A 15,526-nucleotide genomic window follows, 5' to 3' on the forward strand; every position below is an offset into this window, starting at 1 on the left:
TTGGAGGTCTTAGGTAGAACGACGCTTCTTGAGTGCGAGTTCAGCGCGCAGACGTGCAATCTCGCTTTGCGCCGCCGCCAAGCGATTTTGGAGAACCGCTTCGACTGAGAATAATCGGCTCATCGCCGATGCCTCGACATAGTACTGCTGCGCGGTCAACGAGTGATGACCGAGCTTGCTAGCTCCCGCGTCTAATATGTCAACGCGGTCAAGGGAGCGCCCCTCTCTGAGGCGCAGTTCTATCTCGCTCTTGATGGTCCGAGTGGCAGTGGCACCTCGTACTGAATGCAGTCCGCTACCTTTCGGCGCACCGACCGCCGTGAAGTAACGACCAAAGAGTCCCGACAAATAGTTGTCAGACAGCGGCCTGCCAGTGGTGACACTGAGAAAAATCCGCCCTTCAGCACGTTTCTCGTCCGCTCGATGCTGGTCCATTATCTCTTGGCGGTCAGATGCGATATAGCGAACAATTTCGCGGGTGAGTTCCCACGATAGGGAAAAGGCGTCAACATACCCAAATTTCTGGACAGGACTGACATCAAAGGCCGGCGCCTCGCGCTCTTCCGCTTGGGCAAGCAACTTGTCAGAAAAGTGAGCCTTAGTCAGGCTGTTGATGCTACCGCAGCGGAAAGCGGTCTCGTCGGCGATTCGCAGAATGAGAGAGTCGCGTTGAGCTGCCAAAAACGAAACTCGTGCTTCGGTAATATATTGGTCGATGCGCTCAAGTTCTAGGTCGGACGCCCGATGCTGTCGAGTTCGGTTTCGACTCCCTTGTCCTACTCTAGTGTAGAGCTTCGGGTACTTCTTGGCCTCGGATTGGTCAAGTTCCAAGAGAGTCGTGTCGCAAATGGGAAGTGTTGAGTGGACTCTGTACCCTTTACCAGGTCCGATTGTCCCTTCTGGGATACGTCCATTCGCTTGGCACCAAGTTAGGAAGGCATAGATGTGCCGAAGTTTGACGTTCACGGTTCGTTTGGCGATGGTCTCGTTTCCCCTGTATTGAGGTCGCATACAGGTCCTTCGAAGTGCCCACTCACGGAATGCAAGAATCGCCTCATCACTAGACGCTTCCAAGCGAATCTTCACTATGGCCGAGAACGTTAGATACTCGCGCGCAGCGTAAGTGGCGGCTCCCAGTTCCGAATTGATTGCGATATTTGAAGCCGCCTCATCTTGCTTCTTCTTCGCTATGCTTCGGCAATAGTCCGTCGCTTCAATCAAGAGACGGCACTTTCTATCTCTAAAGACCGGGGACCGCACGGAATTCACCGTGACCCAGAGCAAGGTGATGTGCCCTGTTTCGATGGCGTGAGGGGCGTTCATGATGAAGTACTCTCTGGAAAGTATGATGCCAGCACAGGGTCGGTACCGTTCCACTCAGACGTTTCTATCTGAGATTGCCCCACAGACCGAACTACCACAACTGATTTTCTCGCTCTTGTCGATGCGATGGAAGCCCAATGTGGAAGACTGGTCTGTGCTCCCCGGTAGTAGACAATCACAGTGTCCCATGTCCCAAGGCCACACTGAGAGGGCGCTAAGGCGTAAGCAAGGACAAGTCTGCGCGCATCTGAAAGCGTGACATCCTCGATAACCCCATTGTTGCGCTCAACGTTTCCCTTGACCATCTCCGGTATTGCGCCGTCTACACGCAGATATGCATGCTCGTGAGCCTGCAATAGTGTCAACTGCTCACCGGGGAGTCGCACCCTTGCCCAGTCGAAGCTAGACCACGTCATGGGCGCGCCAGCGCTTGCTTCGCCGCCCCCAGAAATCCTTATTCTGGGTTGATTTGCGCCCCCTTGAACCGTCTCCTGCGAAAGCTCTGCTTGAAGCTCATCGTTAATTCTCCGACGTAGAAGCGAGTCATTGCACAAGATAACCACGGTGCCCGCAGAGCGGGCGGAACGATATGCGCTGCATAGGCGGCAGGTTACCTCTAAGTTGCTCACGACTTCGTGCTCACTAGTTGAGACTTCGCTGAACACCCTTGACGGCGAATTTTTTCTCAACGGCGATGAATCACGAAAACCGACGCTAGTGAGATAGGCTGAAGGCACGGAATTTGTTCGCACGAGAGTGAGAAACGGAGCGGGTCGAGCGTTGCGACCAGAGGAATAGGTATGTCCCGACAAAATAACTTGAGCGTTCTTCGGAAGACAGTGGAGAATCTTGTTCAAGCCTAGCAGGTCGTAGCCATTCGCTGTGTGTATCACCACTAGCTCAGGAAGGTCGTCTAGTTTTTCTAAAAGCAATTTTCCAGTCGTAATCTTGCGAATCTTTTCAGATGCAGTGCCGTCATCATCTGTGTCAAAAAATGGTATTACGTGAACCGCATTTGGTAATCTCTTGTATAGGTTAATCGTCGATTCATGCGAATTCATGCCGTCGCAAATGATAAGTGAGCACAAGCTGAACGGTCTCGCGGACGAGTGTTTCAACTTTCGTAGCAGCGATGGGAGTTGAGGGCTGTCAGAGGAATCGTAGAAAAGTCGGGAAGAAAGTTGCTGGCAAATGAGGCGGTGGGAGCTTAGTACGATATGTGAGTTGCTCGCATAAGAAAACTTCTCAACGTGGCCGTCTTCGATAGCTTTCTTCAAAGCGTCAAGAGCTATGCGGCGTCTTCCCAGTCTGCTAGTTAGGCGACGAAGGTACTCTTCTTCGGGAATTGGTGTGAGACTGACTTCTCGTCGACGACAAAAGACCGATAGACACGCTGCGACGAGGCGTTCCCGGTTTGTCTGCGGGAACGCTTTTGATGCGCGCGGTTCGACATCAGACCACGACAACTCTGGAATGTACAAGTATGGGTTAGATATCGACAATCCGGAAAAGAGTTGCACGTTCTTGAACAGGTCAACGTCGGCCGGACTCGGCAGCGCCCATCTCATGATGTGTTCCGCGGTTTCAATCTCAGCAATATAGCGAGACCATGCACGCACTAACTCCAAAGAAGTCGATGCGGATACACCAGACCGGTTCAGGGAAACAATGTCCTCTCTTTCGAGGAACTGATACAACGTATGACTTAGCGTCTTCCATAGCTTTTCCACGTTGCGTTTGGAGAGCTTAAATATAGGGTGGCGGGATAAGAGTGCACATATCTCGATACCTTGCGGTCTCTCACACTTCGCAGAATGCGCAACCAGTTGCTTTCCAAAGTAGGGGTGTCGTTCGGTTTCTCCATCGATAACGAAAACTTCACCGGGTACGGGAGGGCGGCGCATGACCCGATAGTCCGCTAGTACGCGAACGACGGTCTGTGGAGCCTTCTCGATGATTAAAATGGCTCCGCCACCTATTCCATACGATAGGACTTTTAGAACGGTGCCACGAACCTGTTCGTTAGACACGATTCTGACCTAGATAGATGCCGGTTGCTTCGAGGTATTCAAGTCGGCGAGACTTCTCAAGTGCACGCGACAACTCTTGCTGAAGTCGTTGACACTCCACAGATAGGACAGTGGTCATAGTTCGTCGAGATTTTGGCTTACCGGTCCGCTTGGCCTTTAGGTGTCTAGCCAACTGACTATCTAAATCATCGAAAATATTCTGGATGCCCTTGCCGGTCGCGATGGTAGACCGAGGGATTGCCAATCTCGCACAGATAGCTTTTCGTGCCGCGCCACCAAATTGATTAACTGGCACCTTGTCAATCGGCGTTTCCTTCAACCAAGCCTTCAGACGCTCGGCGTTGTCGTTCGAACGTTCCTGCGAGGAACGGTTTACATTTTTCATTCTTCGCTCCTTTGTTTTTTTGAATCAGGGAAAAGGTGGACCACCTTGCCCTGTGCGTGCTTGGTGCGAATTTTGGCCAATTCGTTTTGAAGTCTAGTAATTTTCCTTTGTGCGTGGGCGCTCACGCGCTTTCGGAGAGCCTGCTCTTCTTCCAGACTTTCAGTTGCAGAAGTGGCGAGCTCTCGGTAGACCGCGATTTCAGTCTCTTGAGCGTGAGCGAGCTTCTTCCAATGGTCACGCTCGGCGGTTACTTTGGCTAACTTAGCAGCGAAATTAATTTCCTCTGCCTGTAGAGCTGCCTTTGCCTGAATCCCTTTAAGAGCGGCATCAACCAAATCCTTTCGAGGAGTGTTGTGTGGCTGGTTGAGCGTGTCACGACTGAATGACTTAAGCTCACGGAGCTGCGGGTATGCGAGTAGGGTCGGGGCCGTATGTTGGACTGACGTCCACGCAGCGAATTCTTCGATGGTGGAAGGGAAATATTCGAGGACTGGATGGTTGTCGGAGTCGCAGAGCCGTCGGCCTTCGGTGTCTGTTATCCACGGAATACCAGATTTACTCCACACGCCAAGTAAGTCGAGCTTGGCATCGATTTTGAGTTGAGCTTTTTTCTTGTTTGAGTTCTCTGCGGAATCGGTTCGGATGCTATCCATTGATTCGCTCCAGCACTTTTGGCCACGAATTAACGAGCTCCATGAACAGTTCGCTAGTTTTGCTCGCGAGCGCCACTTCGAGGGAAATCAGCTCTCTGAGGCGCTGAGAAAGCTTCGCGAATTCGGTACGTGTGAAAGATGGTAGCGCGGAGCTGCGAGAGAGTTCGGCAGCGCGTTGGCTCTCTTGTTCCATGATGACTAGCGTGTTTTTCGTCGTCATGGAGTGCACACAATTGTGACACTTCTTTGGGGAAGCATCTTCGGTGTGTAGCCTGCCGCCGGAGAAGCAATGGGAATGCTTTCTTGTGTGACGAGCTTCTCCTGCCATACAGACGCAGTTCTCCTGCTCCCGAGCGGCGTAGCCGCGACGGAGGAGTTCTGCCGCAATCATTTCCCCTTTGATGAGGATGTCAGCGCGGGTGAATTCCGGTTTGAGTGCAAATCTCTTAAGTAAAGCTTGGACCAGTCGTGGAAAACCTCCGCCAATTGGCTTCCCGTTCAAAAGGTCTACGAGAAGCTCCTTCAGGTAGGTTGCACGCTCTTCGGCTAGTAGCTCGCGTATGTTTTCTTCGCCAGTCGGTGACCATGCGTAGAGCGTCTTCGTACTCTCTTCTGAGAGACGATGTGCCGGGTCACGGTAGTACGGTACAAGACTGTCCAGACGAAAATCGAGCATATAGTCTCGTAGCGCGAGCAGCTCTGCGCAATCGTAGCGGCGCACATAGAGTGTAATGAACGTGCGTCGCAGAGGGTACTGACGCTCAGAGAACAGAACTTTGTCGACGCCGGCCAGCTCGAAGAAGTAGCCGCAGTTGGCGCGTATGTCGAATTCTCGTGGATGCTCCCTAAAGCCTGCGAGCGTCATGCGGCGAGACGGAAAAAGCTTTTCTCGCCGTGCCTGCTCTTTGTCCTCGGGAGGTTCAAGCATCGGCGAACCCAACGGCCTCCAGCACTGATGTAAGGATTCGAGAAGCGACATCGTGTCGACCACGATGTGGTTGCACCATGACGTACCGTAAGTTTTCACGGACTTCTCAATGTAGACTTCAATGCGATGGTCATCGCTTTCGGGAAGCACACGCGTGCAGCAGCCAAAGTAGACGCCGTAGGGTTTGCTGTCCCCGACAACTTCGTTTGGTCGTCTGCCCAAATTTAGGCCAAGAAGAAAAAATGACGAAAATAGCGCTGTGTCAACAATCTTTGTAGGTTGTCTAGCGCGCCCGTCTATCTCGGTTATCGACAACGGGACTCCGTGCGCCGACAACGCAGCATTGATGTCCAGGACGGTTTGCTCGGCACTCTGCCGGTCGTTGGAGTTGCGAATCTGTGATTCCAATCCTGAGCGCAGGATTGATAGCATTTCGAGTACCGCGGGCTTGTACTCGTAAATCCACTTAAGCGCTTCTTTGAGGAGCTGGACGGCGACTTTTATTGGGAGATTTGGCGTGGCATGAGGGCTAACCGAATCACGGTGGGGTTCTCCTTGACTAGGTTTCGCCCGAGCGTTGGCGTTCGCAATCCGTGCTCTGCGCTGCGCCTCATGGGTAATCTCATTTTTGATATGCCGGTACAGCACGAACGGGATACTGTCGAAGCCGTGTTTCGTGGAGAGACGGTTGATGGTCTGCATAAGCGCTCGATGTTCGCTGACAGTTGGTTTGGCGAATTCGGGAGCTTGGATTTCTCGCATCGACGGCAAATCACGGGTAATAAGTGCTTGCCTGAACCAGTGTGGAATCCGCATGCCTGCAACGGGAAGGCCTATTTCCCATGAGATTTGTACAGGACTAAAGGAAATCTGTTTTCCTTCGACACGGTTCATGACGCGTCTTCTCAAGCCATCGTCTTTCAGGCATCGTTTGGCAAGCTGGTACATCGCCGCGTCGTATCCAAGTACTACGTACCATCCACGCCGGGCGACATCTCTCCCTAACGAACGAACGGCCTTCTTAGTTAGGTCGGAGAGGAACTCGAAACCGTTGCGTAGCATCCAGGTAAATATGTAGACCGCCACAGTGATGACGCGACTCGCGATACCGGCGGACGACGGTCCCGTGCGTGCGATGGCAGCATTGACGGCTATTTTGAGCGCCGCCAAGAGATGTGGGTACTCTCTAATGGAGACCCGACTCTCGACGAGGCCAGTAGTTGCTCGCCCGCGCAATTCGATAGCGCCCACATTGAACCGTGTAGGGGAGGGTTTATCATCGAGAGGATGACTCTGGTCTATAACGATGATGTCACTCTCAAAGGGGGAAAGGTAGCGGTCGGAGCGCGTTACCTGGTCAAAGGGGTATGTGCTCGACGATGCATCGCTAGCAGGTTGGGTGGTCATCATAGTGCCTCGTTAGTTGGCGAAGCTGAGTGCGAAATGGGCCAGCGGATAGAAAGCGGTACATTGCTGCGCAGAAGACGATGCGGGGTAGATGATGGACTACGAAACGCTCGTGGTTGGCTGCCATTAGGTGGCTCATGTGCCGTCTATATAGGACGTGCTGGAGAGCCGTATGCGCAACTTCAGCGAGGCCAATCTTTAGCTGCATCGTCCCGAGAGACTGCATCCATAGGTCGGCAATGCACTTGATTTCAGAATTCTCGAGGGCGCTGGGTGGAAACATAAGAAGATTGTTGTTTTCCACACGACGAATTTCCCCGTCGGAGAGTCTGTCTTTTCTATTAGTCTGGTAGTGGACGCATGCCGCCAATAGGTTGACGAACCTTAGAAGATTCGCTTCCCCGAGTAGCCGAATAAGTGTGGAGTTGATGTATGTGACGCTAGTTTCGAGCTTTGAATGACCGAGGAAGTCTTGCAGGTCATGCATGTCTCCGCCTGTTGACAAATAGCGTGTATGGGCGGCCACGTGACGGAGTTCGTTTGCCGAGAGATTCTTAAGCCCGGTCTGGAAGCAAAATTCCTTTATGTTGTCGAAAGTTTCGCCGATGCAAAAGTTGAACTCATCATCTGTGTGATTTCTGCTCCTCATCGAAACGAAGAGTGACGGGTTCTTCGGTGCTATGTTGTCATCGAGTCGGATTCTGTTCGCGACCAGCAATCGCAGTGCGCGTATCGCTTCGGGATTGGATATCTCTCGTTGCGGTTTCACGAGGGACGTGTCACCGACAGCATCGTCTTCAAAGAGCTCTGAGTTTTGGATTTGGTCTGTTCTCCACTTAACACCATCAAGCAGGATGGTTCCCTCGGGAGTCTCGCGAACGTTTGCCCGAGTAATTGACGCACACGTTGGAGCATTCCAGCCGGTCGCGACAATCAGCAGGAGAAGACAGGCGGTGACAACCGGGCGCGGCAAATAGTAGTGCGATAGCATCATGGCAATGCCATATGCATCGGCGTTCTTTACCGACCAATACTGGCCAAGTGTGTCGAGTCCGAGTTGGACTGTGGGCTTCCGATTCCGATAGAGGCTGTGCGCCACTACCAGCTTGCAAGCGACATGAAGGTGCAGTGCGGGGTCAATCTGGTCAAGCTTGTCTAAGGTCCTAGCCTTGACTATACCCCCCCTGGCAATTGTGTTGCGAATGTTTACGTGGACCTCGTCCGGTAGCGAGTTGGTCGTATAGTCGCTCAACTTTTTGGCCAGTTCATCGTGGCTATCTAACACCTTCGTGCAGACTTGATTTATATGATTTGCATACTCGACAAGCGTTTGGAGTGCGTTTTCCCTGAGCTGCTTCGGATTCTCAAAGTCAATAGCCGCGAGGGGCGTATGTAGATAGCTTTGGTCGAAGATATCTAGGATGATTGTTTCGGACGTTCGACTTGTATGGTTCCACCCGTGACGGCTTTTCAGGAACAAGCTAGCAATCGTTTCACCGTTAAGCAGAGGCGTCCGAATCTGATTGAGAAAGTGTGTGATGGTGGTGGTGAAGATGCTCTTTTGTGCGGTGCTGACCGCATGAAGGCTGTCATCAATCGTCCTGACCAAGTTTTCCAACTCATACGGTGTCGCGCTTTCGGGTAGCGAGTTCAGCGTGGTCATCGCCTGTTCATTTGTCGAGATTGCGTACAAGACGTGTCTCAGCCGGTAAAACCGGTTCACGTCGATTGGGCACTCCGAATCTTCCAACGCTCGAGCCATGAGGCCATGAGGGCTCAGTTTCACCTTCCTGAGGTTTATTAACTTGGTGAACGGCTTTTCCGCATCCGGGGTCCGTTGAACGCAGGCGAGTTGGAGCACGCCCTTTCCCCAGCAATGCTGGGATAAGGCGGCCTTCTTGTATGGAGGAGACATTGCCGACTCCAACGTTAGCGCGTGCGCTCGCTGGCGCCGCTACGTGGGCCCGTTGTGCGTCAAAGGGCGTAAGGCGAGCCAAAAGGGGCGAATCTGACTGTCGGACGGGCGATAGGGGTGTCGAGACCGGTCGGTCAGTCACTCAGTCGGTCAGTCACTAGGAGGCTAGACCATTCGCCGAAGAAAGCAATGGTCGGTGTCTATAGATGGCGATTTTTGATAGGGCTGGTCGCAGGTCTAGTCTGCTACGCAGGGTTCAGGCTGTGCCCGAGTCTCAAAATGGTGTTGACTTTCGCCGAGCACATTGCCGGCGGGGTCAAGAACCCGGTCGGTCAGTCAGTCGCGCCGGGTAACACACATAATTTTGCGTATTCCCCGTACGAGTGGCCCTTCAGGTACACCGGCGCGGCGGCGGCGAGGCGCCCCGTGCGTGTGTCGGTGAGCGTGACGAACTGCGCGGCCCAGCCCTCGTCCGGCGTGGTGCAGCGCGTGGCGTCGAGCGCAGCGAGGAATTCGTGGCGCAAAAAAGGCGTAGGCTGCGCCTGGCGTGCGAGCAGCGCGTTCCATTCGGCGGCGTCGACCTCGGACGGTGAGCCGAGGATGCCCGTGCGATAATCGAAATGTTCCTGTTTCAACTTGCGTGCCCGTTGGCGTGGGAAGCGGCGTGGGCGTTTCAACAGCGCCTGCCGCGGCAAACGGTCATGGTAAAGCAAACGTCCCGAGCGGGTGAGGACCGCCGCGCCGCTTGCAGCGGCGGCAGCCGCGCGGGGACATCAAGCGGCATCACGCGGCACCAAGCGGCACCAAGCGGCATCAAGCAGCCCGAACGTCAGAGCGCGCGCTTTCGTGCGCAGCGCGCCCGCCTCAAGGTTATCGAAATGAAAGAGCGCTTCTTCAATCTCTATACGCACGGCTTTGCGCGCGTGGCCGTGGGCGTGCCCCGCTGCCGTGTGGCCGACCCTGCGTTCAACGCCACCGAGACGCTCGCGCTCGCGCGCGAGGCTGCTGCGAAGGGCGCGGCGCTCGTCGCGTTCCCCGAGCTGGGCCTCTCGGCCTATACCTGCGACGACCTGTTCCATCAGCAAGCGTTACTCGACGCCTGTGAGCGCGCGCTCGCGCAGATCGTGGAAGCCTCGGCCACGCTGCCGCTCGTCATGATCGTCGGGCTGCCGGTGCGCGCGGGCCATTCACTCTTCAACTGCGCGGCTGTCGTGGCGGGCGGACGTGTGGCAGGCGTCGTGCCGAAAAGCTTCCTGCCGAACTATGGCGAGTTCTACGAGCCGCGCCAGTTCAGTCCCGCCGATGTCGCTTGCACCGACACCGTGCGCCTCGCCGGCGCGGACGTGCCGTTCGGTGCGTCGCTGCTGTTCGAAGTTCCACAGGTCGCGGGTCTGCGCTTTCACGTGGAGATTTGCGAGGACGTCTGGGTGCCGATTCCGCCGTCGTCGTTCGCGGCGCTCGCGGGCGCTTCGGTGCTCGTGAATCTTTCGGCGTCGAATGTCGTGGTGGGCAAGGCGGGCTACCGGCAGCAGCTGGTGTCGCAACAGTCGGCGCGCTGTCTCGCGGCGTATCTGTACACCTCGGCGGGCAAGGGCGAATCGACCACCGACATGGCCTGGGACGGTCACGCGCTCGTGTGCGAAAACGGCGAACTGCTCGCGCAATCGGAGCGTTTCCCGGACGACTCGCACCTCATCTTCGCCGACATCGATCTCGCGCGCTTGCAGCAGGAGCGCGTCCGCCAGACCACGTTCGGCGATTCGATTCGCCGCCACGCCGATGAAGTCGCGAAGTTTCGCGTGATTGCATGCGAGCTGGCGGGCGAGGGCGCCTGGGCGCGCGAAACGCTCGCGCTGGCGCGCCGCGTGGAGCGCTTCCCCTACGTGCCGGCCGATCCGAAGCGCCGCGACGAGCGCTGCAACGAGGTCTACAACATCCAGGTGCAGGCGCTCGTGCAGCGGCTTTCGCAGGCGGGCATCAAGAAAGTGGTGATTGGCGTCTCGGGCGGGCTCGACTCCACGCATGCGCTGCTCGTGTGCGCGAAGGCGATGGACCGCCTCGGGCTGCCGCGCGCGAACATCCTCGCGTACACCATGCCCGGGTTCGCCACGAGCGAGCGCACGCTGCGCCAGGCACGCGAACTGATGGCGCTCGTGGGTTGTACGGCGCGTGAAATCGACATTCGCCAGAGCTGCATGCAGATGCTCGAAGACCTGGGTCATCCGTATTCGGAAGGCAAGGAAACCTACGACATCACCTTCGAAAACGTGCAGGCCGGCGAGCGCACGAATCACCTGTTCCGCCTTGCCAACTTCAATCACGCGATCGTGATCGGCACGGGCGATCTCTCCGAGCTTGCGCTCGGCTGGTGCACGTACGGCGTGGGCGATCACATGTCGCACTACAACGTGAACGCGAGCGTGCCGAAGACGCTCATCACGCATCTCGTACGCTGGGTGGCCGAAACAGGCCAGATTGGCCAGAACGGCGAGAGCGGCCGCGACGTGCTCGAAGCGATTCTCGCCACCGACATCAGCCCCGAGCTGATTCCGGGCAAGTCCGATGGCGCGCCCGAGCAGAAAACCGAGAGCACGATCGGCCCGTACGAGCTGCAGGACTTCAACCTCTACTACACGCTGCGCTTCGGCTTCGCGCCTTCGAAGGTGGCGTTCCTCGCGCGCCACGCGTGGGGCGACCGGGAAGCCGGGGCGTGGCCCGAGAACGCGAAAGTCGTGCGCAACCAGTACGATCTTGCGGCGATCAAGCGCAATCTGCGCATATTCCTCGACCGCTTCTTCCGCCAGAGCCAGTTCAAGCGCACCTGTGTTCCGAATTCGCCGAAGGTCGGCTCGGGCGGCTCGCTGTCGCCGCGCGGCGACTGGCGCGCGCCGAGCGATTCGGAGTCGGTGGTGTGGCTCGCCGACCTGGAACAGGTACCCGATGAAGCGAGTGGGGCGAGCGCGGGCAAGCCCTCGGCTTGAGCCCCGGCCGCACAGCGTAGAATCCCGATAGGTTCTGAAATTTCCGACTGATCCGATAACGAGACGAGGTTCGCCATGAAACGCATTACTGCCGTGATCAAACCGTTCAAGCTCGACGAAGTGCGCGAGGCACTCGCCGAAGTGGGCCTCACGGGCCTGACCGTCACCGAGGTCAAGGGCTTCGGCCGCCAGAAGGGCCATACGGAGCTTTACCGCGGCGCCGAATACGTGGTCGACTTCCTGCCGAAGGTGAAGATCGAGGTGGTCGTCGCGAACGATCAGGCCGACCAGGTGATCGACGCGATCATCGGCGCGGCGCGCACGGGCAAGATCGGCGACGGCAAGATCTTCGTGACCGACGTGGAGCGCGTGATCCGCATCCGCACGGGCGAGGAGAACGAAGCGGCGGTGTGAGGCTGGCCGCTTTGCGGCCCCCGAAGTACGCGAAGCACCCGATGGACCAATAGAAAAGGGGACGGCGCCGCTTTCGCGGCCCGTCCCCAGCATAAAAAACGGTGCGATACCCTTTCGGACATCGCACCGATACGCGCCTCTCGCAGCAGCGTGAAAACGTCGATGTAGCTGTTCTGTCTACACTCGCTTCAAATTAGAACGAGTGCTGGATACCTGCGTACACGCCAACCTGGCTGTGGCCCGGCAGCGGGTTGCCAGTGCTTGCAGCCGTACCGAAGTTGTTGGCGTTCAGGCCGAAGTTGGCCGTCTTGCTGTTCTGCACCGTACCTGCCTGGATGTCGAGCAGCGTGCGCTTGGACAGGTTGTACGAACCACCAACCGTGTACAGCGTGGCGTTGCCGCCACCGTTGTTCGCATTGACGTGGTAGACCGCTGCGATCAGCGCTGCAGCCGGCGTCATTTGCCACGTCACACCGCCCCATTCGTGGTCAAGCGTGGTCGGCTGACCGATGATGCCCGGGTTCATGCCCGACGAACGGATGGCTTCGTAGCCGCCCTGAATCTTGAATGCGCCAAGGAACACGTTGAACATGGCCATGTAGTCGCGCGAGTACGCGAATACGCCGTTGCCGTTGCCTTGCGAGCTGGCGAGCGGCGTTTTCGTGCTGCCGTCGAGCGCGTTGTAGAGGCCGCCCAGCTGACCGTTGTTCGGATTGCGGATTTCGTCATACAGACCGCGGACCTGGAACAGCGAGCTCGTGTACGTCAGTTGCAGGCCAGCCTCGCGACCCGACGGCGTCGTGTTGTTGCCGTTCCAGTTCGTCGCGTTCGAGAACGCGTACTGGCCGTACACGTCGAAGCCCATCCAGTTCGGCGACTGGTACGAAATGTTGTTGCTCGATTGCGGCCAGTTGCGGCCACGGACCATCGAAGCCGACGACCAGTTCGACTGACCGAACGGGTCGAAGTCCCAAATGCCGTTGGAGATGAACAGCATGCGGCCAGCCAGCAGCGTACCGAACTGATCGTTCGCTACACCGATAGTCGCCCAGCGATTCCAGAGCGAGCCGGCCGAGCCGAGCGAGCCGTTAGCCGTGCTGAAGCTGCCTTCCAGGTGGAACAGAACCTTGTTGCCGCCACCGATGTCTTCAACACCCTTCATGCCCCAGAGGCTGGTGCCCCAGTAGCCGCTTTCGAGCTGAACCTGGCTGGAGCCGTGGGTGGCCGCGCCGACATTGCCGGGGGCGGTGCTAGAACCAGCACCGATGCCGTTCATGTACGCGATACCCATGTCGAGACGGCCATACAGCGTGACGCTGCTTTGTGCATGCGCGACCACGCCAGCCGACATCAATGCTGCGGCGAGCAAAGCTTTCTTCATCTTCTCCTCCATACCCTGTCAAAGAGTCAACCTTAGTACTGCGAAAGACGTCCGTGCGCTTGGCGGCGCTGCGAACAGAAATCGTCGCGTGAGGGAGAATTACCCTGAGGACCGGCGTACGGGCTGGTGCCGCTGCATGACCCGGGCTGGGTCGTCTTGCAGGTCCCCTGGTTGACTGGCATCTCCCGTTCTTTTTGAAGTGAAACTACTTTTAATGAACTTTGTTTTGCTACTTTGGTTACTAATTTAGCAAAAAAGGTCCGCGCTGGCGAACTAATTCGTGCTCGCACCCCGTGGTGTCGTCAAATTGCAATATGGCCTTCCTGGATGGTGGTCAGAGGGATACTACAAATAGATCGAAAGCCTTACGGGATAAGGGACTCACGTCAATTTATTGGCTAAGTTCAGGATTGCCACTATTGACGAGCGATTTCACAAGGAGTAATGCGAAAAACGCCGTTTTTGACGTCAAAGCGGCGGCTTTTCGAGGGTAAAAGACGAAAAAAGAAAAGGCGCTGTAAGCGCCTTGTAAAACTACTTTTACTACATCGCCGAAAGGCGGCGACCCTGAAGGTCGTCTTACTTGAGGCTGCCTGAAAGGAACTGGCGCAGGCGCTCGCTCTTCGGATTGGCGAATACCTCGGACGGCTGGCCTTCTTCTTCCACGAGTCCCTTGTGCAGGAACATGACGTGGTTCGAAACGTTGCGCGCGAAACCCATTTCGTGCGTGACCACGATCATCGTACGGCCTTCCTCGGCGAGCTTCTGCATGACCTTGAGCACTTCGCCCACGAGTTCGGGGTCGAGCGCCGAGGTCGGCTCGTCGAACAGCATGACGTCGGGGTGCATGGCGAGCGCGCGGGCGATCGCCACGCGTTGCTGCTGACCGCCCGAGAGGTGCGAGGGGTACTGCTTCTCCACGCGCGGCGCGAGACCGACCTTCTCCAAATAGGTGCGCGCGCGATCTTCGGCTTCCTTGCGCGACAGACCCAGCACGTGCACCGGCGCCTCGATCACGTTTTCGAGCACCGACATGTGCGACCACAGGTTGAAGTGCTGGAACACCATCGCGAGCTTGGTGCGCACGCGCTGGAGCTGCTTCGCGTCGGCGGGGTGCAGCGCGCCCGTGCGCTTGTCGGCGCGCGTGGCGACTTCCTCGCCGTCCACCACGATGCGCCCGGCGTTGGGCTGCTCGAGGAAGTTGACGCAGCGCAGCATCGTGCTCTTGCCCGATCCGGACGAGCCGATCACGCTGATCACATCGCCTGCATTGGCTTTCAGGGACACGCCCTTGAGGACTTCGTTGTCGCCGTACTTCTTGTGGATGGAGTCGACGAACAGCTTCTGCTTCTGGGAATTCATCAAATAGCCTCTAGCGAGCTCACTTGCCTTGCGGTCGCAGGTACGCGAGCCAGCGGCGCTCGGCGCGGCGGAACAGCCACACGAGCGTGAAAGAAATGATCAGGTACAGCAGGGCGGCGATGCCGAACGCGCCGAACGACTGGTACGTCGCCGAGTTCACGTCGCGCGCGATCTTCAGGATGTCGGGCACGGTGGCCGTGAAGGCCACGGTCGTTGCGTGCAGCATCAGGATGACTTCGTTGCTGTAGTAGGGCAGTGCGCGACGCAGCGCCGAAGGCAGGATCACGCGGCGGTACAACGTGAACTGCGACATGCCGTAGGCGCGCGCGGCTTCGATCTCGCCGTAGGGCGTGGCCTTGATCGCGCCCGCGAAGATTTCCGTGGTGTACGCACAGGTGTTGAGCGTGAACGCGAGCAGCGTGCAGTTCATGCCGCTTCTGAAGAACGCGCTCGTGAGCTCGTGATTGCGCACGATCTCGAGGCTGTAAAGGCCCGTGTAGCACAGCAGCAGCTGCACGTAGAGCGGCGTGCCGCGGAAGATATACGTGTAAAGCCACACGAGCCCGGCGAGCCACTTCTTCTTCGATACGCGGGCCACGGCGAGCGGCACCGAGAGGCAGAAGCCGAGCCCGATCGAGATGACGAGCAGCCACAGCGTGATGACCACGCCGCTGAAATGGTAGCCGTCGGAGAAGAGGTAGTTGCGCCAGTACTGCTGGATCAGTTGGACGAAGTCTTGCATGGTCT

General features: G+C 57.0%; 10 protein-coding genes and 1 pseudogene. 2 read left to right on the forward strand and 9 right to left on the reverse strand.

Annotation, left to right across the window (positions count from 1 at the left end):
- Nucleotides 1-9 precede the first annotated feature (9 nt).
- The 6 genes and pseudogenes from U5A65_RS24425 to U5A65_RS24450 form a co-directional block, all read right to left on the reverse strand.
- Entirely contained in the window at nt 10-1,323 is a 1,314-nt protein-coding gene (locus tag U5A65_RS24425) for a hypothetical protein (protein WP_321947885.1), read from the reverse strand.
- A 2,022-nt stretch (nt 1,324-3,345) separates the two neighbouring features.
- Nucleotides 3,346-3,738, reverse strand: coding sequence for a hypothetical protein (locus U5A65_RS24430; protein ID WP_321947887.1), 393 nt, complete (start codon nt 3,736-3,738; stop codon nt 3,346-3,348).
- Nucleotides 3,735-4,391 (reverse strand): hypothetical protein, encoded by a 657-nt coding sequence (locus tag U5A65_RS24435; protein ID WP_321947888.1) that lies wholly within the window; start codon nt 4,389-4,391, stop codon nt 3,735-3,737. The genes U5A65_RS24430 and U5A65_RS24435 overlap by 4 nt, the downstream gene beginning before the upstream one ends.
- Nucleotides 4,384-6,729 (reverse strand): hypothetical protein, encoded by a 2,346-nt coding sequence (locus tag U5A65_RS24440; RefSeq protein ID WP_321947890.1) that lies wholly within the window; start codon nt 6,727-6,729, stop codon nt 4,384-4,386. Before U5A65_RS24440 ends, U5A65_RS24435 begins: the two co-directional genes overlap by 8 nt.
- Nucleotides 6,707-8,389, reverse strand: coding sequence for a tyrosine-type recombinase/integrase (locus U5A65_RS24445; RefSeq protein ID WP_321947892.1), 1,683 nt, complete (start codon nt 8,387-8,389; stop codon nt 6,707-6,709). The genes U5A65_RS24440 and U5A65_RS24445 overlap by 23 nt, the downstream gene beginning before the upstream one ends.
- A 620-nt stretch (nt 8,390-9,009) precedes the next feature.
- Nucleotides 9,010-9,276: pseudogene (locus U5A65_RS24450) on the reverse strand (peptidogalycan biosysnthesis protein); the annotation flags it as partial.
- Nucleotides 9,277-9,519: 243 nt separating this feature from the next.
- Between U5A65_RS24450 and U5A65_RS24455 the strand changes: the two are divergent.
- On the forward strand, nt 9,520-11,622 hold the full coding sequence (locus tag U5A65_RS24455; RefSeq protein ID WP_321912989.1) for an NAD(+) synthase: 2,103 nt from the start codon (nt 9,520-9,522) through the stop codon (nt 11,620-11,622).
- 75 nt (nt 11,623-11,697) lie between these two features.
- On the forward strand, nt 11,698-12,036 hold the full coding sequence (locus tag U5A65_RS24460; protein WP_027795598.1) for a P-II family nitrogen regulator: 339 nt from the start codon (nt 11,698-11,700) through the stop codon (nt 12,034-12,036).
- Between the two features lie 193 nt (nt 12,037-12,229).
- On the opposite strand, the gene U5A65_RS24465 is transcribed toward U5A65_RS24460, so the two are convergent.
- From U5A65_RS24465 to U5A65_RS24475, 3 genes are all read right to left on the reverse strand, one after another.
- Complete coding sequence (locus U5A65_RS24465; protein WP_321947894.1) at nt 12,230-13,417, reverse strand: porin; 1,188 nt, start codon at nt 13,415-13,417, stop codon at nt 12,230-12,232.
- A 579-nt stretch (nt 13,418-13,996) separates the two neighbouring features.
- On the reverse strand, nt 13,997-14,779 hold the full coding sequence (locus tag U5A65_RS24470) for an ABC transporter ATP-binding protein (protein ID WP_321912679.1): 783 nt from the start codon (nt 14,777-14,779) through the stop codon (nt 13,997-13,999).
- Nucleotides 14,780-14,798: 19 nt separating this feature from the next.
- Nucleotides 14,799-15,521: an ABC transporter permease gene (locus tag U5A65_RS24475; RefSeq protein WP_158757272.1), complete on the reverse strand. Its 723-nt coding sequence runs from the start codon at nt 15,519-15,521 to the stop codon at nt 14,799-14,801.
- Nucleotides 15,522-15,526: the final 5 nt, after the last annotated feature.

This window comes from Paraburkholderia sp. J10-1 (genome assembly GCF_905220165.1).
GTDB lineage: Bacteria > Pseudomonadota > Gammaproteobacteria > Burkholderiales > Burkholderiaceae > Paraburkholderia.

What these genes read in the sequence shown, in the direction of transcription:
- U5A65_RS24445 (WP_321947892.1), bottom strand. Translation starts at nt 8,389, where the DNA reads ATGACCACGCTGAACTCGCTACCCGAAAGCGCGACACCGTATGAGTTG.
- U5A65_RS24440 (WP_321947890.1), bottom strand. Translation starts at nt 6,729, where the DNA reads ATGATGACCACCCAACCTGCTAGCGATGCATCGTCGAGCACATACCCC.
- U5A65_RS24425 (WP_321947885.1), bottom strand. Translation starts at nt 1,323, where the DNA reads ATGAACGCCCCTCACGCCATCGAAACAGGGCACATCACCTTGCTCTGG.
- U5A65_RS24460 (WP_027795598.1), top strand. Translation starts at nt 11,698, where the DNA reads ATGAAACGCATTACTGCCGTGATCAAACCGTTCAAGCTCGACGAAGTG.
- U5A65_RS24470 (WP_321912679.1), bottom strand. Translation starts at nt 14,779, where the DNA reads ATGAATTCCCAGAAGCAGAAGCTGTTCGTCGACTCCATCCACAAGAAG.
- U5A65_RS24435 (WP_321947888.1), bottom strand. Translation starts at nt 4,391, where the DNA reads ATGGATAGCATCCGAACCGATTCCGCAGAGAACTCAAACAAGAAAAAA.
- U5A65_RS24455 (WP_321912989.1), top strand. Translation starts at nt 9,520, where the DNA reads ATGAAAGAGCGCTTCTTCAATCTCTATACGCACGGCTTTGCGCGCGTG.
- U5A65_RS24475 (WP_158757272.1), bottom strand. Translation starts at nt 15,521, where the DNA reads ATGCAAGACTTCGTCCAACTGATCCAGCAGTACTGGCGCAACTACCTC.
- U5A65_RS24465 (WP_321947894.1), bottom strand. Translation starts at nt 13,417, where the DNA reads ATGAAGAAAGCTTTGCTCGCCGCAGCATTGATGTCGGCTGGCGTGGTC.
- U5A65_RS24430 (WP_321947887.1), bottom strand. Translation starts at nt 3,738, where the DNA reads ATGAAAAATGTAAACCGTTCCTCGCAGGAACGTTCGAACGACAACGCC.